Annotated in this window: 11 protein-coding genes and 1 pseudogene; 7 read left to right on the top strand and 5 right to left on the bottom strand. The window is 66.3% G+C overall.

All coding sequences use genetic code 11. The features are described from left to right. Positions 1–22: 22 nt before the first annotated feature. The 5 genes and pseudogenes from ACLJPY_RS07090 (at position 23) to ACLJPY_RS07070 (ending at position 5,005) form a co-directional block, all read left to right on the top strand. Positions 23–2,374 carry an ATP-binding protein gene (locus ACLJPY_RS07090; RefSeq protein WP_410587210.1) on the top strand — a complete coding sequence of 784 codons (2,352 nt, stop codon included), beginning with the start codon at positions 23–25 and terminating at the stop codon, positions 2,372–2,374. Positions 2,375–2,473: 99 nt separating this feature from the next. Beyond that, positions 2,474–2,719 (top strand): hypothetical protein, encoded by a 246-nt coding sequence (locus ACLJPY_RS07085; protein ID WP_410587209.1) that lies wholly within the window; start codon positions 2,474–2,476, stop codon positions 2,717–2,719. A 65-nt stretch (positions 2,720–2,784) separates the two neighbouring features. Next, positions 2,785–3,432: a hypothetical protein gene (locus ACLJPY_RS07080; RefSeq protein WP_410587208.1), complete on the top strand. Its 648-nt coding sequence runs from the start codon at positions 2,785–2,787 to the stop codon at positions 3,430–3,432. A 50-nt stretch (positions 3,433–3,482) separates the two neighbouring features. Further along, positions 3,483–3,892: pseudogene (locus tag ACLJPY_RS07075) on the top strand (helix-turn-helix domain-containing protein); the annotation flags it as partial. 216 nt (positions 3,893–4,108) lie between these two features. After that, positions 4,109–5,005, top strand: coding sequence for a trypsin-like peptidase domain-containing protein (locus ACLJPY_RS07070; protein ID WP_410587207.1), 897 nt, complete (start codon positions 4,109–4,111; stop codon positions 5,003–5,005). Positions 5,006–5,110: 105 nt separating this feature from the next. Here ACLJPY_RS07070 and ACLJPY_RS07065 read toward each other — a convergent pair whose 3' ends face one another. After that, positions 5,111–6,214, bottom strand: coding sequence for a competence protein CoiA (locus ACLJPY_RS07065; protein ID WP_410587206.1), 1,104 nt, complete (start codon positions 6,212–6,214; stop codon positions 5,111–5,113). Between the two features lie 439 nt (positions 6,215–6,653). Here ACLJPY_RS07065 and ACLJPY_RS07060 point away from each other — a divergent pair, with 439 nt between their 5' ends. Together ACLJPY_RS07060 and ACLJPY_RS07055 are read left to right on the top strand one after the other, a co-directional pair. Continuing rightward, positions 6,654–7,637 carry an AAA family ATPase gene (locus tag ACLJPY_RS07060; RefSeq protein ID WP_410587205.1) on the top strand — a complete coding sequence of 328 codons (984 nt, stop codon included), beginning with the start codon at positions 6,654–6,656 and terminating at the stop codon, positions 7,635–7,637. Between the two features lie 15 nt (positions 7,638–7,652). After that, entirely contained in the window at positions 7,653–10,223 is a 2,571-nt protein-coding gene (locus tag ACLJPY_RS07055; protein WP_410587204.1) for a S8 family serine peptidase, read from the top strand. Positions 10,224–10,318: 95 nt separating this feature from the next. Here ACLJPY_RS07055 and ACLJPY_RS07050 read toward each other — a convergent pair whose 3' ends face one another. The 4 genes from ACLJPY_RS07050 to ACLJPY_RS07035 all read right to left on the bottom strand — a co-directional run bounded on the left by ACLJPY_RS07050 (position 10,319) and on the right by ACLJPY_RS07035 (position 17,378). Beyond that, positions 10,319–12,775, bottom strand: a complete 2,457-nt coding sequence (locus ACLJPY_RS07050; RefSeq protein WP_410587203.1) for a P-loop NTPase fold protein — start codon at positions 12,773–12,775, stop codon at positions 10,319–10,321. A gap of 320 nt (positions 12,776–13,095) precedes the next feature. Beyond that, a complete protein-coding gene (locus ACLJPY_RS07045) occupies positions 13,096–14,832 on the bottom strand; it encodes a hypothetical protein (protein WP_410587202.1) in 1,737 nt (578 codons plus the stop codon). Positions 14,833–14,959: 127 nt separating this feature from the next. Continuing rightward, positions 14,960–15,664, bottom strand: a complete 705-nt coding sequence (locus tag ACLJPY_RS07040) for a helix-turn-helix domain-containing protein (RefSeq protein ID WP_410587201.1) — start codon at positions 15,662–15,664, stop codon at positions 14,960–14,962. A 496-nt stretch (positions 15,665–16,160) separates the two neighbouring features. After that, positions 16,161–17,378, bottom strand: a complete 1,218-nt coding sequence (locus ACLJPY_RS07035) for a cellulose binding domain-containing protein (RefSeq protein WP_410587200.1) — start codon at positions 17,376–17,378, stop codon at positions 16,161–16,163. Positions 17,379–17,726 lie beyond the last annotated feature (348 nt).

The following is a 17,726-nucleotide window of genomic DNA, read 5'->3' as shown; positions in this document are numbered from 1 at the left end:
GCTCGTGGACCTCGGTCCAGTCATGTGCCACGGCGCGGAGCTCGCACCGCACTACACGGTCCCGGTGACCGACCTGACCCGGCACGTGTTCGTCACGGGGGTGACCGGCGCCGGAAAAACGAACACGGTCTTCACCTTGCTCGACGGGGCGCATCGGTCGGGCACGCCCTTACTCGTGCTGGAGCCCGCAAAGGCGGAGTATCGCGCACTCCTGCGTCACCCGCGGATCGGCCCGGACCTGCAGGTCTTCACCCTCAGTGACGAAACTGTGTCGCCCTTGCGGCTCAACCCCTTCGAAGCGGAGCCGGGCACGCCGGTGCAGATGCACCTCGATCTGCTGCGGTCGTTGTTCGTTGCGAGCTTTGGGATGTGGGACACCCTCCCGCAGGTGCTCGAACGGTGCCTGTTCGAGATCTACGCCGACCGCGGCTGGGACATCGCGGGTGACGGCAACCCGCGCCTCGGCGCGGCGCCCGGCGACGAGCGGGCAGCGGCGTTCCCGACGCTGGCCGACCTGGCGGGCAAGGCCGCGGAGGTCATCGCCGAACTCGGCTACGAGGACAAGATCAGCGACAACCTGCGGGCCGCGCTGGTGACCCGGGTTAACGCACTGCGCATCGGCGGCAAGGGCGCGATGCTCGACACGCCCGGCTCGACGCCCTCGGAGCAGCTGTTCACCCGGCCCACGGTCCTCGAGCTCGAGCGGCTGGGCGACGACGACGACAAGGCTTTCCTGATGGGCCTGGTGCTGATCAAGCTGGCCGAGTACCGCCGAGCGCGGGGTTACCACGACTCCGTCCGGCACCTGCTGGTGATCGAGGAGGCGCACCGGCTGCTCGCCGGCGGCACGCCGAAACCGACGGACCTCGGCGGTGACCCCAAAATGAAGGCCGTCACCGCGTTCGCCAACCTGCTGGCTGAAGTCCGCGTGTACGGGCAAGGTGTGGTGATCGCTGACCAGGTGCCCGTCAAGCTGGCGCCGGACGTCATCAAGAACACCAACCTGAAGATCGTGCACCGCCTCGTTGCCGAGGACGACCGCAAGGCGGTCGGCGCTACGATGGCGATGCGGCAGGCGCAGCTCACGGCGCTGACCACGCTCGGCCGTGGCACGGCGGCGATGTTCTCCGAAGGAGACGACGCCCCCATCCTGGTCACGCCGCGGCCGGTGAAGGACGGCGCCGACCCGCCACCCGACGACCAGGTCGCAGCGCACATGCGAGGACGTATACAGGTCAGCCGATGTCGCGCCGACTGCCCGGCCGGCTCGGCCCAGTGCCGGGCAGCGGCCACTCTCGCCGAAGACCCGGCTATCCGTGCAGCGGCCGACCGCGCGTTCACCACGGCGCTCGCCCTGAGCGGCAAGGCGCCGTCGCTGTGGCAGGGCGTGCTCGACGCGGCGGCGCCGGCCCTGACCCGGCGGCCGGATCTGGACGTGACGCGGATCGCGCCGTGCCTCGCGGGCCGCCTCTGCCGGGCCTACGCCGCCCGCCGCGGCGCCGCGGCGGGTTGGACCTACGCGGCGACCGAACGGCTGGACCGGGCCTTGCTCGGCGCTGTCCTCGGCGAACCCGGCGCGCCCGGGACACTGGCGACCGTCGTGGACGAGGTGTGCACCAGAACCGCGGACCCTTACCCGCGCTGCTCGAAGATCTGCGGCCCGGCCCCCGGTCCGTGCCGGTACCGGTTCGACGCCGGCCGCCGTGCGGCGACCGCCGAGGTGCGTCTCGACATCGCGCGGACCCGTGGCGAAGCCGAGGACACCCGCAACGACCAGCTGAAGACGATGGCGATCGGATCCGCCGAGGCATCTCGTGCAATTCACCGACGGGCTGAGCGCCGACTGGGCCGACCCGCGGCTGCGCATGCAGTTGCAGGCGGCTGCCTGCGCAGTTCAGCAAGCGCTGCTCGACGTGCCGGACCTCGTCCGGACCGACGCCATCACCCTCGTGGACGACGCCTTGGCCGTGCTGGCGCCTCCACACGCCTACCCAGGAGGCGACGATGCCGCCGGATGGCCCGCGGTTCGGGGCCGCGCCACGACCCGGGGGCGAGCGTTCTTGCGATCCCGGCACAACGACAGCGACGAGACCGGCGGCGGCCGTGGGATCGGAGGCTGATGATGGGCGGTGACCGGCCGGACCGGACCGGCGCGCTGGACAACGACGGAGGCCGCGCGGACATCGACCGCGCTGCGCGCCTGCTGGCCCGTCAAGCGTGGTCCCTGCACGGTGATCAGCGGCAGTTGCGGGTGCCGACGGGTCAGCTGCCGGAGGCTCCGTCATGCCGCCTGCGGGAGCCTGACCTCGTGGCTGCCCTGCGCGAGTGGAATTCGGACTGGGCTTCGTCTTCCTTCACATCATCGGCGTGCTAGCTCCCTGACGGCTGACCGGAACCGCCGCCCGCGGTGACGCCAAGTCGGTGCTAGCTGGTCTCGCACGAATTCGCGATCGACGTGCCGTTGGCGACCCCTGTGATCGAGGACGCCGCCGTGCGGGTCGTGCGCGGGATTGCAGAGGGACTGCGCGGCGCGGCACGAGATGCGGAGCGCGAGCGGCTGGAAATGCTGCTCGGCGGTCCCGCCACGGTCGAGCGGATGATGGCGCATCTATCGCAACTGCTCGATGCGGCGGATGACGCCGTACCGGCGGCTGGTCGCCCGCGGGCTACTGGAGGCTACGTGGACGCCAGGCGGCCGACCCGTACCCCGACGAGGTGATCGACGGCCAACCATGACGGCCGCGGCTTCACGTTCCCATTGCTTATCGGTGGCACGATGGCCCGATGCACGGGAATCTACTCGCCAACAAGGTCTGGGATATTGACGCCGACATCTTCGCCGGGTGGGGTCAGTGGGCCGGCGCAGCCGGCTCGATCGCAGCTGTAGTAGTTGCACTCGGTATAGCTATCCGGGACGGGCGCATGCGAGATAAGGAGCGCCGCGACGCGGAGAAGGCGCAAGCCAGAACGGTCACAGCTGAGGTGCGTCAGCTGCCACGCGAAAGATGGAACGCTTTCGTGTCGCCATTCGCTGTAACAATAACAAACCACGGAAATCTGCCGATTACTCAGGTAGCGCTCATAACGGTTATATGTATCATCGACGGCAGGGCACATCTGAAGTGGCAGATCAAGAACGCCCACGATGAGCATGCTGATCAAACATCTTACTTCGTCGACACCGTGATCGGCCCTGGTGAGAATTCTTCGGCGGCAGTACTGAGCTTCGCCGACGCGGACCGCGATAGCAAGATTGAGCCAAGGAGTTCAATAATCGAGATTGAATTTGTCGACGCCCAGGGCCTTCGCTGGCGAAAAACTAACAACGGGGAGCCGATACGTGTAATCAATCTCATTGACAAATTCCAAACGCAACTAGATTCCATGAAATCAAATTTCCTGAGCCGGCCGCGCGAGCCTAAGGGCTTCTAGTGTCGCGCGTAGTTAGTTGGTTTACGATCATGTGTTTGCGATGATGGTGCATGCCTTTGTCGGGGTTGATGGTCAGTGGCGAGGACCGCGTGGTCCTGGAGTCGTGGGCACGGTCGCGAGCAATCCGGGCCAGCCATGTCGAGCGGCCCGGATCGTACTGGCGGTCGCCGATGAGAACGGGACCGCCGGTACTGCCCGGCTGGTCGGGGTGTCCCGCCCGACGGTGATCAAGTGGCGCGACCGGTTCGCCGAGCACGGTCTGGCGGGTTTGGATGACGAGCCCCGCACCGGGCGGCCGAAGACCGTCGACGACGCCTCCATCATCGCGGCGACGCTCGAACCGCCGCCGGAGGCGTTGGCGGTGACGCACTGGTCGAGCCGGCTGCTGGGCCGCCACCTCGGGATCGGGGACGCGACCGTGGCCAGGGCATGGCGCAAGTATCACGTGCAGCCCAAGCGTGCGAATCCGCTTCGACCGCTCGGCTCGGGCGAGGTGGCACAGGGGTTCGCCGGGCTGCGGCTGGGCTACGCCTACGGACTGCGGTGGCTGCCGTGACGGGGGCTGACATAAGACCGGTTATCGGCTGTTTGCGTGCAGGAGGCCCGACATCTCGAGGCTGTATCCAGTCGACTGAGGGGCTGCCGTCTCGCGGCGATCTAGTGCAGACTCCTTGGCGTGTGGACAGGACTGATTGATCACGTCACGCTCTATAAGGCATTAAGATTAGAAGCCACCCGATTCGACAAGGGCACGTCTAAGAGCCTTGGGTCGGGCCATGGCACAGGGTTCTTGGTTCGCGTTGGTGTTAACGGAGGTCGGCAGCGAAGCTTGTTTCTGGTGACAAACCGACACGTGATGGATCCGGCATTCGGCCATGATGGACCGCCCCGAGGTCAGGACGAGGCTCTGACGGTATCTGGTTACAAGCAGCAACCGCCCGGTCGTGGTCGCTATGCTCACCCTCGAGCGACGAAGGTTAAAGTGCTGCATCCCGAGGTGCATTTCCCCGGAGATTCCAGCGTTGATCTTGCAGTGATTCGATTTGATCATGAGTTGACGGAGGTTGTCGAAGGCGATGGCCATTTCAATACTTTCACCGATGATGATATTGCTTCGCCGTGGGTTTACGATTTAGGCGCCGTACATGCGGGAACTCAAGTTCTTACGGCGGGATACCCGGATTTTGGCGGCAATAGGGGTGAAGTGACTCCTCCTATTCTCATTGGTGGCATAGTGGCGAGCGATCCTCGCTTCCCGGTCGAGCTGTCCGAAGGTGTGCGGCCGTATAGTGTTTTGAGTCACGCTTTCAGCAAATCCGGCATGTCGGGTGGGCCTGTTTTTGCTCCTGTTTCAGAGGCGTCGATGTTTGGCGAGCACCCTGACAAGTTTGAACTGAGGATTGTTGGCGTTAATGCTGGGCATGTGCACACAGGTGGAGACTCTGCCGGGGTGATCTCTCACTATGTCAACTCAATTGCCTTGCTCGAATTGTTGGCCGACCTCGGATCCGATCGAGCCAAGTTCAAACTAGAGTTGGAACGTGCATTCACCTCCGGAGAAGGGGCTGACTAATGATGGCAATCGATCTGGGAAGGTCGCGTCGAGGTGTGTCCGCCGTCGGCGGGTTGAACCGTGCTTCATGCGTAATGACGCTTATGCACGTCGAAGGGTGCATGGTCATCGAGACTGAGCCCTCGTGGCATTTGGTGCAGCCGGCCATCCGCACGAGTGTGCGAATGTTGGTTCATTGTCGAGGAGAAACGATTGACACTGGTCCCTGAGCGACGCGTTAGTGCGGGCCAGCTGGGATCGACGCTCGTCTATGTCGTGAAGGCTTGCGAGTGTCCGTTGAACCCAGTCGCCCAAGGCTGGTGTATTCGGCAAGTTCAAGGCTTGGGCGGCGAGTTGGGTTGCTGCGTCTATGTCGACGGGTAGGTCGTTGTCGGGTACGGCATCCTGCATCAACTCGGCGAGTTGTTGGCGTTGGTCGTCCCCTTCGCCCCAGGGAAGTCCGAACAGGTCGAACGGCATGCGGATTTTTCGCTCGATTCGCCGCGTTGACTTCAGCTGGATACCGCGATGTCTACCGTAGCCTGGCCTGTAGACTTGCTCGAAGTTGAAAGACCATAGCTGGCCTTCTGGAGTTAGGCACTTGGCGCCCCGGAGCCAGCCCAGAGTTCCGCGTGACGGGCTCAGTCGTTCCCCGAGCCAGTCACTGGGTCGGCGGCCGGTAATCGCTGTCAACTCACGGCACGATCCCTCGTCCAGGAATGTGAAGATGTGTTCGGCCATGAGGATATCCTGCGAGGCCCGGACTTCGGTGCCTTCGGCGGCGGCGAGCAGTGGTTTCGCTCGCTCGCCGACGAAGATCCACCCGGTACAGGCGAATCCGGCCTTGAGATCGGCGATGAAGCGATGTCCCATTTCTGTTGGCGAGATCGCCGAGTTCTGCACCTCGACCGCATAGCGAAGGGGCTGGGTGGGGTGCGGGACGGTGACCGCGACGTCGACACGTCGTGTGTTCGAGTGGGGCTCCTCTAGGGCAACTTCGTAGCCGATGTCGCGAAACTCGGCCGCCAGGCGGCTTTTTGCCCGCAGGTGAGCTTCGGTTTCGTTGGCTGACGGACAGACGGATCTGGTTCGGTGTGCGAAGTGGGGTAGGACGACCCGGCCAGGCTTCGCGACGACGTCTTCGGTGCAGACCGGACAGACGTACGAGCCACGTGGGGTCTGGCGAGTTGCCTCTACCCGGTTGCCGACAGCGTCATAGGCGACGAGCAAACGTCTCACCTCCTGCGTGTGGCCAAGACTGGTCGGCAGTATGGCAAGAGGCACTGACAGAATCGCTTCTCGCAGCTCACTCGCATGCCGGTCCTTCACGGCGTGCCGACTATGCCGGACAGACGCCGACGGAATCTGGACTGTGTGTGCTTGATCCCGCGTCGCCCGGTTGGCGCAGGTCAATGCGTCTGGCTGCGGCGGTGATGTGGCGCCGCGGTGGGAAGTCAAACCCGCCGTCAGGGCAGCTGCAGCTCGCTGAGAACGATGCAACCGAGTTCGCACGGTGGTCGCCGCCAGCAAGTATCCATGGGCCACCCGGATGAACGTCGTAGCGTCGCATGTGGTGATCTCGTGGGAATCGGACGAGTCCTCAGGCGCATCTTCGGCCGGGGACGCTATGGTCGAACACAGTGTACGCACGCGGAGGGGAGGTGAGGTCGTGGCCACGGCTGACCAGGTAAAAGCCATGGTGAAGAGCCATGCGGAGGGAGACGACACCCGCTTCTACTCCGTCGCCCTGCAGGTCGCCGCTGGGGCGGCGCGGCAGGGGCAGAACCGGTTCGCCCAGGATCTGCGGGACCTCGTCGACACGCTGCGTACACAGCAGGGTCCGAAGTCGACGGCGTCGCGTCCGGTGCCGGTGGTTCAGCCGCGCGGTGAGTTGGCGCAGCTGCTGACGGTCACCTACCCGCAGAGCCTCCTCGCCGACCTGGCTCTCGATGTGAACGTGCGGGAACGCCTGGCACGGGTTCTGCTGGAGCAACGGCAGAGTGACCGGCTCCGCTCGCATGGCTTCCAGCCGCTGCGGCGGCTGCTGCTCACCGGCCCCCCAGGGACCGGCAAGACGATGTCGGCGCACGTGCTGGCCGGCGAGCTGCGGCTTCCCCTGTTCATGATCCGGCTGGACGGACTAATCACCAAGTTCATGGGGGAGACGGCAGCGAAGCTGCGGCTGATCTTCGATGCCCTGTCGGAGACCCGCGGGGTCTACCTGTTCGACGAGGTCGACGCCCTCGCAGGCGACCGCGCCGCCGGTAATGACGTCGGCGAGATCCGGCGGGTGCTGAACTCGTTCCTGCAGTTCCTCGAGGTCGACACCTCCGACAGTCTGCTGGTCGCGACGACCAACCACCCGCAGCTGCTCGATCGGGCGATGTTCCGCCGCTTCGACGCGGTCATCGACTACCCGCTGCCCGCCGGCGAGGTCGTGCGTGACGTGATCCGGGCCCGTCTGGCCAACGTCCCCACCGACCGGCTGACCTGGTCCAAGGTCGACGCGGCTGCCGAGGGTCTGAGCCACGGTGAGATCACCAGCGCCGCGGACCTGGCCGCGAAGGAAGCGATCCTGGCCGGTGACGGCCGGGTCACCACGACGAGCCTGTGTGCGGCGCTGCAGGAGCGGCGTCGGCATCTGCTCGGCTGACCCGCAGGCTGGACCATGCCCGAACCTCGCGATCGCCCTCACCTGTTCATCCCGGTCTCAGCTCAGGCCGTTGACTACACGCCACCGCCCCGCGCAATCAAGGGCAAAGCGGTCCCGGTGCCGGCAGACCGGCGCCAGCACGGCCAGCAGTTGAGCGATGCTCTGCGCCAGGTCGACGTCGATGCGGAGGAGCGACGGCGCCGGCGTGAGGTGCAGGTCGAGGGCGCGGTCGACGGCGTCTACGTCAGCTTCGAGAGCTTCCCCGGGGTCCAGCTGGCGCTGGAGAAGCTCGACCCGCGGCAGGGCGCTGTCCATCCGGAGCTGCGGTCGGTGCAGGAGGTCGACCTCGGCGGCGGCGTGACGGTGGAGCGAGCGACCGTGTTCGTCCCGCAGGGCAAACTCAACCACTTCCTGGACCGGATCACTCAGTACGTCGAAACCGCGGACGCCGCGACGCCCCGCAACCGGGAGCTGGTGGACCGTATCCAGGCGGTGCGGGCAGCGTCGATCGCGGCGTTGTGGACCGACCCGCCGGCCGAGTTCCCGGAGTCGGGGCAGCCGTTTTGGTGGGAGGTGTGGCTGCGCCGCCGCGACGGGGATGAGGTGACCCGGTTTCGCGCGTTCGCCTCGGCCACGGGGCTGCGGACCGGTCGTCGCAGCCTCGGGTTCGAGGATCGCACGGTGCTGCTGGTCGAAGCGACCGTCGAGCAGCTCGCCTCGGCCGTCGACGTTCTAGACGACCTGGCCGAGCTGCGCCGGCCGCACGATCCCACACACTTTCTGGCGGCAACGGACGCGACGGAGCAGGCCGAATGGATCGGCGACCTCGTGGACCGGCTCGAGCCCGCCGACCCCCTGGCGCCCGCGGTCTGTGTCATCGACAGCGGCGTCCATCAGGAGCATCCCCTGCTGCAGGGCTCGTTGGCCCTGGAGGACTGCCACGCCGCGGATCCCTCCTGGCCGGTCTACGACGACCGCGGGCACGGCACCGAGATGGCTGGTCTCGCCTTGTATGGCGACCTCGGCCAGGCCCTGGCATCGTCGCAGGTGCTGCGGCTGCGTCATCGGCTGGAGTCGGTCAAACTGTTCCCCCCACCTCCGCGGCACAACGCCCCTGACGTCTACGGCGCGGTCACCGCCGCCGGAACGAGCCGCGCCGAGATCCAGGCACCCGACCGTCGGCGGGTCTACTCCCTCGCCGTCACCGCACCTGAAATGGCTGCGGCGAACGAATCGAGAACTGTAGCTGCGGCAGGGCAGCCGTCGTCCTGGTCGGCCAGCCTCGACGCGCTCGCCGCCGGCCGCAGTGTCCTCGCCGGCGAGGACGGCCTGGTGTTCCTCGACGAGGCCGACCAGGACGCGAAGCGGTTGTTCGTCGTGTCGGCCGGCAACGTGCGGGGGTCTTGGCAGCCGGGTGAGGAGCATCTCGACCGCAGCGACCTGGAACCGGTGGAGGACCCGGCCCAGGCGTGGAACGTGCTGACTGTCGGCGCGTACACCGAACTGGACGCCATGACCGGCGCGCCCGCCGACTTCGCCGGCTGGACTCCCTGGGCGCCGCGCGGCGAGCTCTCTCCACACAGCCGCACTTCGGTCATGTTCAGCCGGACATGGCCGGTCAAACCGGACGTGGTTCTCGAGGGCGGCAACGTCGCATGCTCCCCGGACGGCACCGATTTCGACACCCCACCGAACCTGCAGCTCTTGACCACCAACGCGCCCCTGGGAACCACCCGGCTGCTGACCACGACGCGTGCCACCAGTGCCGCCACCGCGCAGGCCGCGGCGCTGTCGGCGTCGGTGATGGCGGAGTACCCGGCACTGTGGCCGGAGACCGTGCGGGCGCTGATCGTGCACTCCGCCGAGTGGACACCCGCGATGAAGGCCCGGTTCCCGGCTAACCGAAAGAAGGCTCCCCGCATCGCGCTGCACCGCCGCTACGGCATGGGCGTGCCCGACCTCGCGCGGGCCACCCGTAGCGCCACCGACGCGCTGACCCTCGTCGCGCAGGACACTATTCACCCGTTCGTCGCTGGCAAGATGCGGGAGATCCACTACCACGATCTGCCCTGGCCCACCGACGTGCTCGCCGACCTCGGGGAAGCACAGGTCCGCCTGCGGGTCACCCCGTCGTACTTCATCGAACCCAACCCGGGCCGGCGCGGCTGGCAGCGTCGCTACAGCTACGCCTCCCACAGTCTCCGCTTCGACATCCGTCGTGCGACCGAGTCCAACGCCGAGTTCCAGAAGCGGATCAACGACAAGGCCCTGGCCGAAGACGAGCAGCGAGCTACTTCCAGCAATGACACCGGCGAGTGGTTCTTCGGCCCCGACCACCAGCGCGCACCAGGGTCCCTGCACACCGACATCTGGACCGGCAACGCCGCCGACCTCGCCCAGCGCGGCGCTCTGGCCGTGTTCCCGGTGACCGGCTGGTGGAAGGAAAATAAGGCACGCGACCGCAGTGACGACGGCGCCCGCTACGCCCTGATCCTCTCGATCGAGACACCGGACCTCAACGTCGATGTCTGGACACCGGTCGCCCAACAGATCAACGTCCCGGTCAGCATCACCACGGTGACGTGACTGTCATCGTGGTGCCCGGCATCCGTTCAACTCGACGTCCTGGCTGCTAGGGGAAGGATGTCGATTAACGTGTCCGAGCAGCCGCCCGCGAGTCGTCAGGTTAGCTCGGCCGCTAACGCGGCCAGTCGGTCTCCGTCGTAGCGACGCAACAGGTCGCGGAGCCCATCGGTGCACTTTAAGTGCGCATTGGAGTGCAAGTCGAGTTGGCGAAGCGCCCGTGTCCACTCCCAGTCATCCTCCAGTGCATCCACAAGGATCTGGATTCCGTGCTTGCCCTCGACGCGGCGGTGCAGCCCGCGCTGCGCTGCTGGCCACCTCGTGAGGATCTCTGCCAAGACAACTAGGGTCCGCGCGTCCTCGGACAGCTGCGCGGTGTCCAGGGCCCTAACTCGTATCAAGACTCGGACGTAGAACTGCCAAGTCGTGAGGATCCGCTTCATCTCCCGCACCGACGACTCCGGCTGTTCGCGCAAGCGTTGCAGTACACGCTCGCGGACGCCAAGGTCGTGTTCCAGGAACCGCGCGACACTGCCAACTTCCGACTCGCCCTGCGGCTCAGACGGTTGCGGCGATTTCGATGTGTCATCGCGTGGCGTTGTCGCGTCGGGGGGCTCGGTTGGTTGCTCGGGGGTGCTCTCCTGAGGTGGTGCTTGGACGGTTAGGCCGAGAAGCACGTCGAGTGTCTCTTCGATCGCGCTAACGCTGGCAGGCGGGATAGGGATTGGAAGCTGGATGAGTTTGCGCAGGAAACTCCAGCCCGGGCTCGGATCGTCACCATGGAGCGCCTTGTCCTTGAGCGCAGAGTGGACGTGGTCTAGGTGGGTGGCTACTGCGGAGGTATCCAGGCACAGGACGAACCGGGTGACGGGGTATGTCCGGTTGACGAACATGTTGATCGCTTCGAACACCTCGGCCGTTGTGTTCGGCGAGCAGCGGTCGAGGTCGTCGATGAATAGGACGACTGTACGGTCGGCGGCCTCGACGTCTTTCAGAACGTTGAAAACGTCGTGTTGGGCCAAGTACAGGAATCCGGATCGGGCGTTGTAGTAGGGGTCGCGCAACGCCTCGTCGCCTGTTCCTGAGTCTCCCGCGAACGCCGTGCTAACAATCGGTCCGACGAACAGATCGGCGGGTAAGAACTGTGCTGCCGGTCGTTTGTATCTGTACCAGGTGTGGCCGATCCCGACAAAGAACGCGGCAAGTACTATGTACACGGCGAGGTTGGAGCCGACTACATTGATCCAGCCTGCGAGTTTGTACTGGTCCGTCGATCGGGCAAGCTGCGCTACGATTGGCACGATCAGTGCAAGTGAAGCGATTGCCAATAGCGGGGAGATCGCATTTTTGTGTAGGGATTGGCGTAGTCGCATGCGGTCGACTCGGTCCACGTTGCGCTGGAACCAGTACCGCTCCGCCACGGCGGAACGTGTCGGTAGCAGATTTTTTGCGACTGAGTCGAGCAGTGATCTGGTGAGGCCTGCCCACACCTGTTGATTTGTTTGGTGGGCCCACGGCTCGAATTTCGCGGTGATCACCGGCGGTGGCGCATCGGAGGGGTCGGCTTGCTTGACCATGTCGAGATTCCAAACCGGATCACCTCGTCCGTTGAGCGCTCGAAGGGCCTCGCAGACGGTAAGGCGGCTGACGGTGTCGTCCGGCACGGTCGATCGGCGCGTGGCCGTCAGGCGTTGCGCGGTTAAGGCGATAAGCGCAGTCTTGCCGGAGCCCCAGGCGCCGTCCAGTGCGATCACGGTGGGACCGTCGCCGTCGCCGTCTGCACTGTCGGCGCGCGCCGACACGAGCTCGACCAGCGACTCGACCATCGCGCTACGGTGAAGCAGATCCACCTTGGGTGGACGGTCGCCGTATCCGTGGGTTTGGATGGACCACGCCGGTGCCCGCGAGAAGAGAAATCGCTCAGTGCTGAGTGACTCGTAGTGTGGGGGTACTTGCGGATATTGATTCGTGACGTCGTTCTGGAGGTATTTGTGCAGTTCGTCAAGATGAATTAAGCCGTCGCCGTCGAGATCTGCCTTGCCTGTGCGTAGGCCTCTGGTGATAGCCGCAGCGGAACTTTCTCCGGGGAGCGATGATGCAAGGATGAACACATCTGGCCCATCGTCTCGGGCTGTAAGTAGTGGTGCTACCTGCCGTGTCGCTGGAGGATTCGGAAAGAAATCTGAGTCGAGTATTATCGCGACTTCGCGAGCGTGACAGCTTCTCATAGCGTTAACAATTGAGGATGCCGATAAGTCCTTCGAAGGTGAGGGTGTGTTGCCTGTGTTGTTGTCGAGAATTAAGTATAGGTCTCCGTCATTGCTCATTCGACTGTGGCCCGTGAAGTAGAGTAAGAGGACATCGTCACTGTCGGAGTTTCGGAAGAACTGCTCGATAAGTTCTGTTGCCACGTTGAGGGGTGGGTGTTGCTTCTCTTTAACCTGGTAGCCTCCGATGGTCGGATTGGCCAACACATCCGCGAGCTTAGACACCTCGTCGCTCGTCGCCTTGAACTCGTGGGCCAAAATCAACAGCGCGGACCGTTTGCCAACCATGGGCCATCCTCCACTCCTCGTGACGCCTTATACATCGCACTTTGGCGGCTGGGCGTCACACCGGAGCGGTCAGAGCACGCGTATTGGCTAGGACTTGGCTCGGTGGAAGCGTGCATCGTGCTGTGGTGGCAAGCAGCAGTGTCAGCGTGTTATGACTGCCGCGGGTAGGTGCTGCGCTTTGTTACTCGTCTCGGCGGAGCGAGATGGCCTGGCGCCCGGTAGGGCACCCACGCTTGGATTCCAGATGTGCGGTCTGGACGGGACGCGTCCGGCGGGTTGTCTGGTGGACAGTCACCTGCGCGGGACGCGTCCCGTCGCATTCATGATCTACCGAGGTCGGACTTCGCGTGTTTCGGCTGGTGAGAGTGATGGGCGATCGTCGCGGGGGCGTCGATCCAGGTTGCGCCGTCCCATGGCGAGAGGGTCTGCATGGTCAGTAATGCGTCGGTGGCTCGCTCTGCGGCTAGTGCTTGGAGCAGGTCTGCTGTCGCTGTGTCGGATCGGCCTGCGCCGGAGGCTCGTGTGGCGCGGGCCAGGCGGTATCGGCTCCAGGGGGTGAGTTTCGGTTTGGAGGCGAGTCGTGCTGCGCGGGTGAGGGCTCGTTCGCGGCGGATAACGATCCAGGTCTGGTCGCCGGTGCCCGCGCCGACGTAGGACAACATGAGTTGACCGATCGACCGCAGGGCCTGGCCGAGTCGGCTGAAGCGTTGGCGGGTGCCTGCGGCCCGTAGTTCGAGTCCGAGGGCCAGGTGCAGCGCCAGCACGGAGGCCACCGGGCCGCCGAGGGCTCGCCACAGGCTGCCGGGCCATTCCGAGACGAGCAGGGCAGCGACGACGCCGAAGCCGGAGAGCAGCCACACGACCGATCCGTACATGCCCGGGCGGCCGGTCTTCTTCATGTTCGTGCGCATGGCGAGGCCGGAGCCGAGTAGCAGCACTTCGACGACGGTGAAGAACGCGGCTGCTTCCCAGAGGTGGACGTGGAGTACGTCGTGCCACACGCGGAACGAGGCGTCCGCTGAGGCGGCTAGTGCGCCTGCGAATCCGAAGTAGAAGACGCGGGCTTCCACGGACAGGGGCTGCAGGGTCACTTGGCGCCGGGGCGCGTTGCGCCAGGTAAGGCCGGCGACGGCGATGACCAGTATCCCGGCGATGCCCGCGGCCGTCGCGATCCGCCAGTCGGCCAGCGGCAGCAGGCGACGAGCGAGTAGCCGGTCGGCGATCACTCCGGCTGCGCCGGCGAGCACGAGCACGGACCCGGCCAAGCCGAGTGCCGGGGCGGCCCAGGTCTGCCAGCCGAAACGGACCATCCGCTTCACCGGCGTCGGTGTCCGGTCGAGCACCGGACGGGTGTCCTCCGATGTCGGGTTCGCGGTTCGCGGCGTCCGGTCACGGATGTCGGCTGCCGGGGTGACCGGCTGCGTCCGCTCGGTGGGGGCAGCCGGTGCCGCAGGGCGTGTCGGGCAGGCCCCGGACGCGTCCGGGGCCTGCTGACCTTCGGTTTCCGGTGACCAGTCAGCGGCGACCATACGCGACGCCGCCTCGGTGCTCGTGGTGTCCAGCCACGCCTGGGATGCGTCCGGCCCGGTGACCGGTCGGCCGGGAACGGCGTCCGCTCTGGTGGCTGAGGCCGCATCGTGAGGGGATACGGGAGCCGTGAAGGGGTGTCCGGGGGGATGCATCGGTGGTGTCTCGGGTGAGGGGAACGGGACGACGACGCGTGACCCGTGGTGTTCGTCGAGTACGGACGGGAGGGGGAATGTCCAGGGCGACCTTTCAGCGGCGGCCGTGTCTAGGTTGTGCTGGCGCCGGTAGGCGGCGACCACGGGGGAGACACGGTTGCGTCGCTGGCCGTGCGGGTCGTTCTCGCCGTAGCCGTAGGCGGCGAGCCACGCCATGACCGCCGCGGTTGATACGCCGGCCGGGTCGTGTCGGTGCAGGACCTGGCACGCATACCGGGTCCGGTCCTGCTTCAGCGGGATTTCGTGGAGCCGTACCACGTGGTGAGGGTCGAGTGCTGTCCGGTGGACGTCGGTCGACTTGCGGGTCTTGATCACGGCTGAGTCCCCTCAGGCAACGTGCGGAGCAGCGAGGTCGGCGTGGCCGCGGCACCTGCGGGCCGGTCGGTACCGGCGTGCCGTGTTCCGCTCGGGGTATGGGTCGTGCCGGCGGTGGCGAGGGCGTTCATCGATCTCCTGCCACGCTGGCGAACAGGCGGGAGTTCTCGGCCGCCGCCGCAAGTTCATGAGGGTGGCAGCGTGGACATCGGCGAACCTGGTCCCGTCCCGGCACCGGCACGGTGCGGGCGGCGATCGAGTCGCCGAGGCGGGCATCGCACTCACCGCAGGGCGGCGGCACCGGCATCGGCCCGCCGTCGCCTTGCGCGCGGGCTCGCGCGGGACGGTTCCTGGGTGGTTCAGGGACGGTTCGGGGGCAGACTCTGCCCCCCGTTGAGGCGTTGTCTGCCCCTCGGACTTGCGCTGCGTGCCCCCCGTGCTGGTCAGCGGGCGGCAGACTCTGCCCCTCGCGGTCGACGTCCGTTCCCGAGTTGTCCACAGGTGGGGTGGAGTTGTCCACATTTGTGAGTGACAGGTTGAGGTCGTAGCCGTTCGGGCGGCGGTCGGGGCGGCTGATGTAGGCGGCGACGATGGTGGGGTCCGAGGGCTGGATGAGCTTGAGCGCCGCGAGTTCGCGGAGGATGCCTCGGACGGAGCGCTCGGACAGGCGGGTGTAGCGGGTCAGGGTGGCGTTCGACGGGAAGGCGTTGCGGCCGTCGGGGTCGGCGTGGTTGGCCAGGCCGACGAGCACCATCGCCAGCGACGAGGCGTCGCGGCGGTCGGTGGGGATGGGTGCCTCGTTGAGTGCCCAGGAGATCGCTTCGATGCTCATCGCCCGCCTCCAGCCGAAGCAGGGATTGGCGCTAGTTCGCGGTGGCTGCTGAGCTGACCTACGCGGCCGGGAGCGGCGGCTTGCTGGCTACGTGGCGTGATCACCGACGGGTTCATCGCGCGGCCTGGCTGCGGCGTGGGCAGGACCCGACGAGACGGCGAAAGCCAGGGTGCTGAGGTCTCGATGATCTTGATCTGGATGTTCGTCTGGGCACCCGGGGAAGGGTGGCGAGCGTGGTCGTTCATGGGTCCCTTTCGGCCGCCCCGTCTCACACACGTCTCACGGACGTGGTGGACGGGGCTGGACTCGGGGCCCCTGACCTGGACGCGACCAGCCAAAACGCGCTACTTCGAACCCACCTGAACTGATCATGTTTGACTACGGATCAGAAGGTCAGGGGTTCGAATCCCTTCGGGCGCACGTCTGGTTGAGACAGCAGTACAAGGAACCCCCTGGAGACAGGGGGTTCCTTGCTGTTTCCGCCCTTTCCCGGCCCTCAGAAGTTCTTCTTGGCCACCGTCCACGGGTACTTCGACGCGAGCCCGGACGGGTCCAGGACGTAAGCGCGAGCCGTGGCGTTGCCGTTGAGCACCATGTCGAGGAACTGGACGACCGTCGTCATGCCGTCGGTGATCTGGTTGCCGGTGATGAAGCCGACGTGTCCGGCCTGAGCGTGCACCGCCAGCACCGCGGGCACCGTGGCCAGGTCGTAGTTGGCCCGGGTGTTGTCGTAGGCGATGTCGGACGGGCCGCCGGCCATGAACAACGTCGGTGCGTGCAGCCGGGCGAGTTCGGCTCGGGAGTAGCCGAAGGAGCCGTCGGCGAAGAAGCCGCTGTCCAGTGAGACCGCGGCGGAAACCCGGCTGTCCTGCGCGGCGACCAGTGCCTCGAGGCCGCCGCAGGAGTGGCCCGCGGTGGCGACCTTCGTCAGGTCCAGCCGTTGTGAGAGCGGCGCCCCGGAGCGGTTCTGCTCCCGCTCCGCCCACGTGATCGCGCCGGTCAGCAGGGACGGGATGGGGGAGCCGCTCGGCACGCCGTTGGCCGATCCGTTCGCCGATCCCGTGTCCACCACGACGAAGCCCTTCGACGCGATGAACGTCAACGCGCGGGTGACCTCGCTGTTGTCCGTGTGCGCGCAGGCGCCGTTGCCGAACGCCAGCACCGGCATCGGCGCACCCACCGCCTGCGGGTTCGACGGCCGGAACACCGTGTACCGGTTGTCGCCGTAGGCGGCCTCCCGCGTGACGGGGAAGTTGTTGTTCACCGCGGGATCGCCGCCCGCCGGTGGGGGCGGCACCGACCCGGTGCACGCGACGCCGTTGAGCGTGAAGGCCGACGGCGTGGCCGGGCTGCTGCCGGACGTGGCGTTGAAACCGAAGGAGACCGCCCCGCCCGTGGCGATCGCGCCGTTCCACGAAGCGTTGGTCACCGACACCTGGGCGCCCGACTGGCTGGGGGTGCCGTTCCAAAGCTGGGTGATCCGCTCGTCACCGGAGAACGTCCACGCCACCTGCCAGCCGGTCACCGGGCTGCCGAGGTTCGTGACCGACACGGCGGCACCGAACCCGCCCTGCCACTGGGAGCCGATCGTGTAGTCGACCCGGCAGCCGCCGGCGGCCTCCGCCGCCGTGCCGGCCACCGCGGGCGCGGTCGTCATCGCCACGGCCGCCACGAAGGCCGTCGTTCGCCGGACACGGGAACCAGTTGCGCGCACGATGATCTCCTCTTCGACGAGTGCCAGTTCATCCTGGGAGCGCTCCCATTCCCCGATGGGACTGTGGACTCATGCCGGTACGCCCGTCAAGCAAAGTGTCTGGCAAAGCGCCGGGTTCACCCGGTCGGCCGCAGACCCGTTCGGTCCCGGAGGTGGCACTGCTCGGCTGCGCTGCGTTACTGGACTGGACCACTGCCTGCCCAACGCCCGAGCTGATCACCTCCCGCCAACCACGCTCCGTGGTGACGCTTCCCTAATTGGTCTGGACCACGTAACGTCTGCGCAAACGGCGCAAAACACCGCCCTGGTCCCCGCCGGCGGTGTCGGTTTCCGCCGTCCTGCACCTGG

It is taken from the genome of Amycolatopsis sp. lyj-23 (assembly GCF_046549135.1).
GTDB lineage: Bacteria > Actinomycetota > Actinomycetes > Mycobacteriales > Pseudonocardiaceae > Amycolatopsis.
Note: the sequence above shows the minus strand (reverse complement) of the source record. Positions and strands in the feature narration are given on the sequence as shown.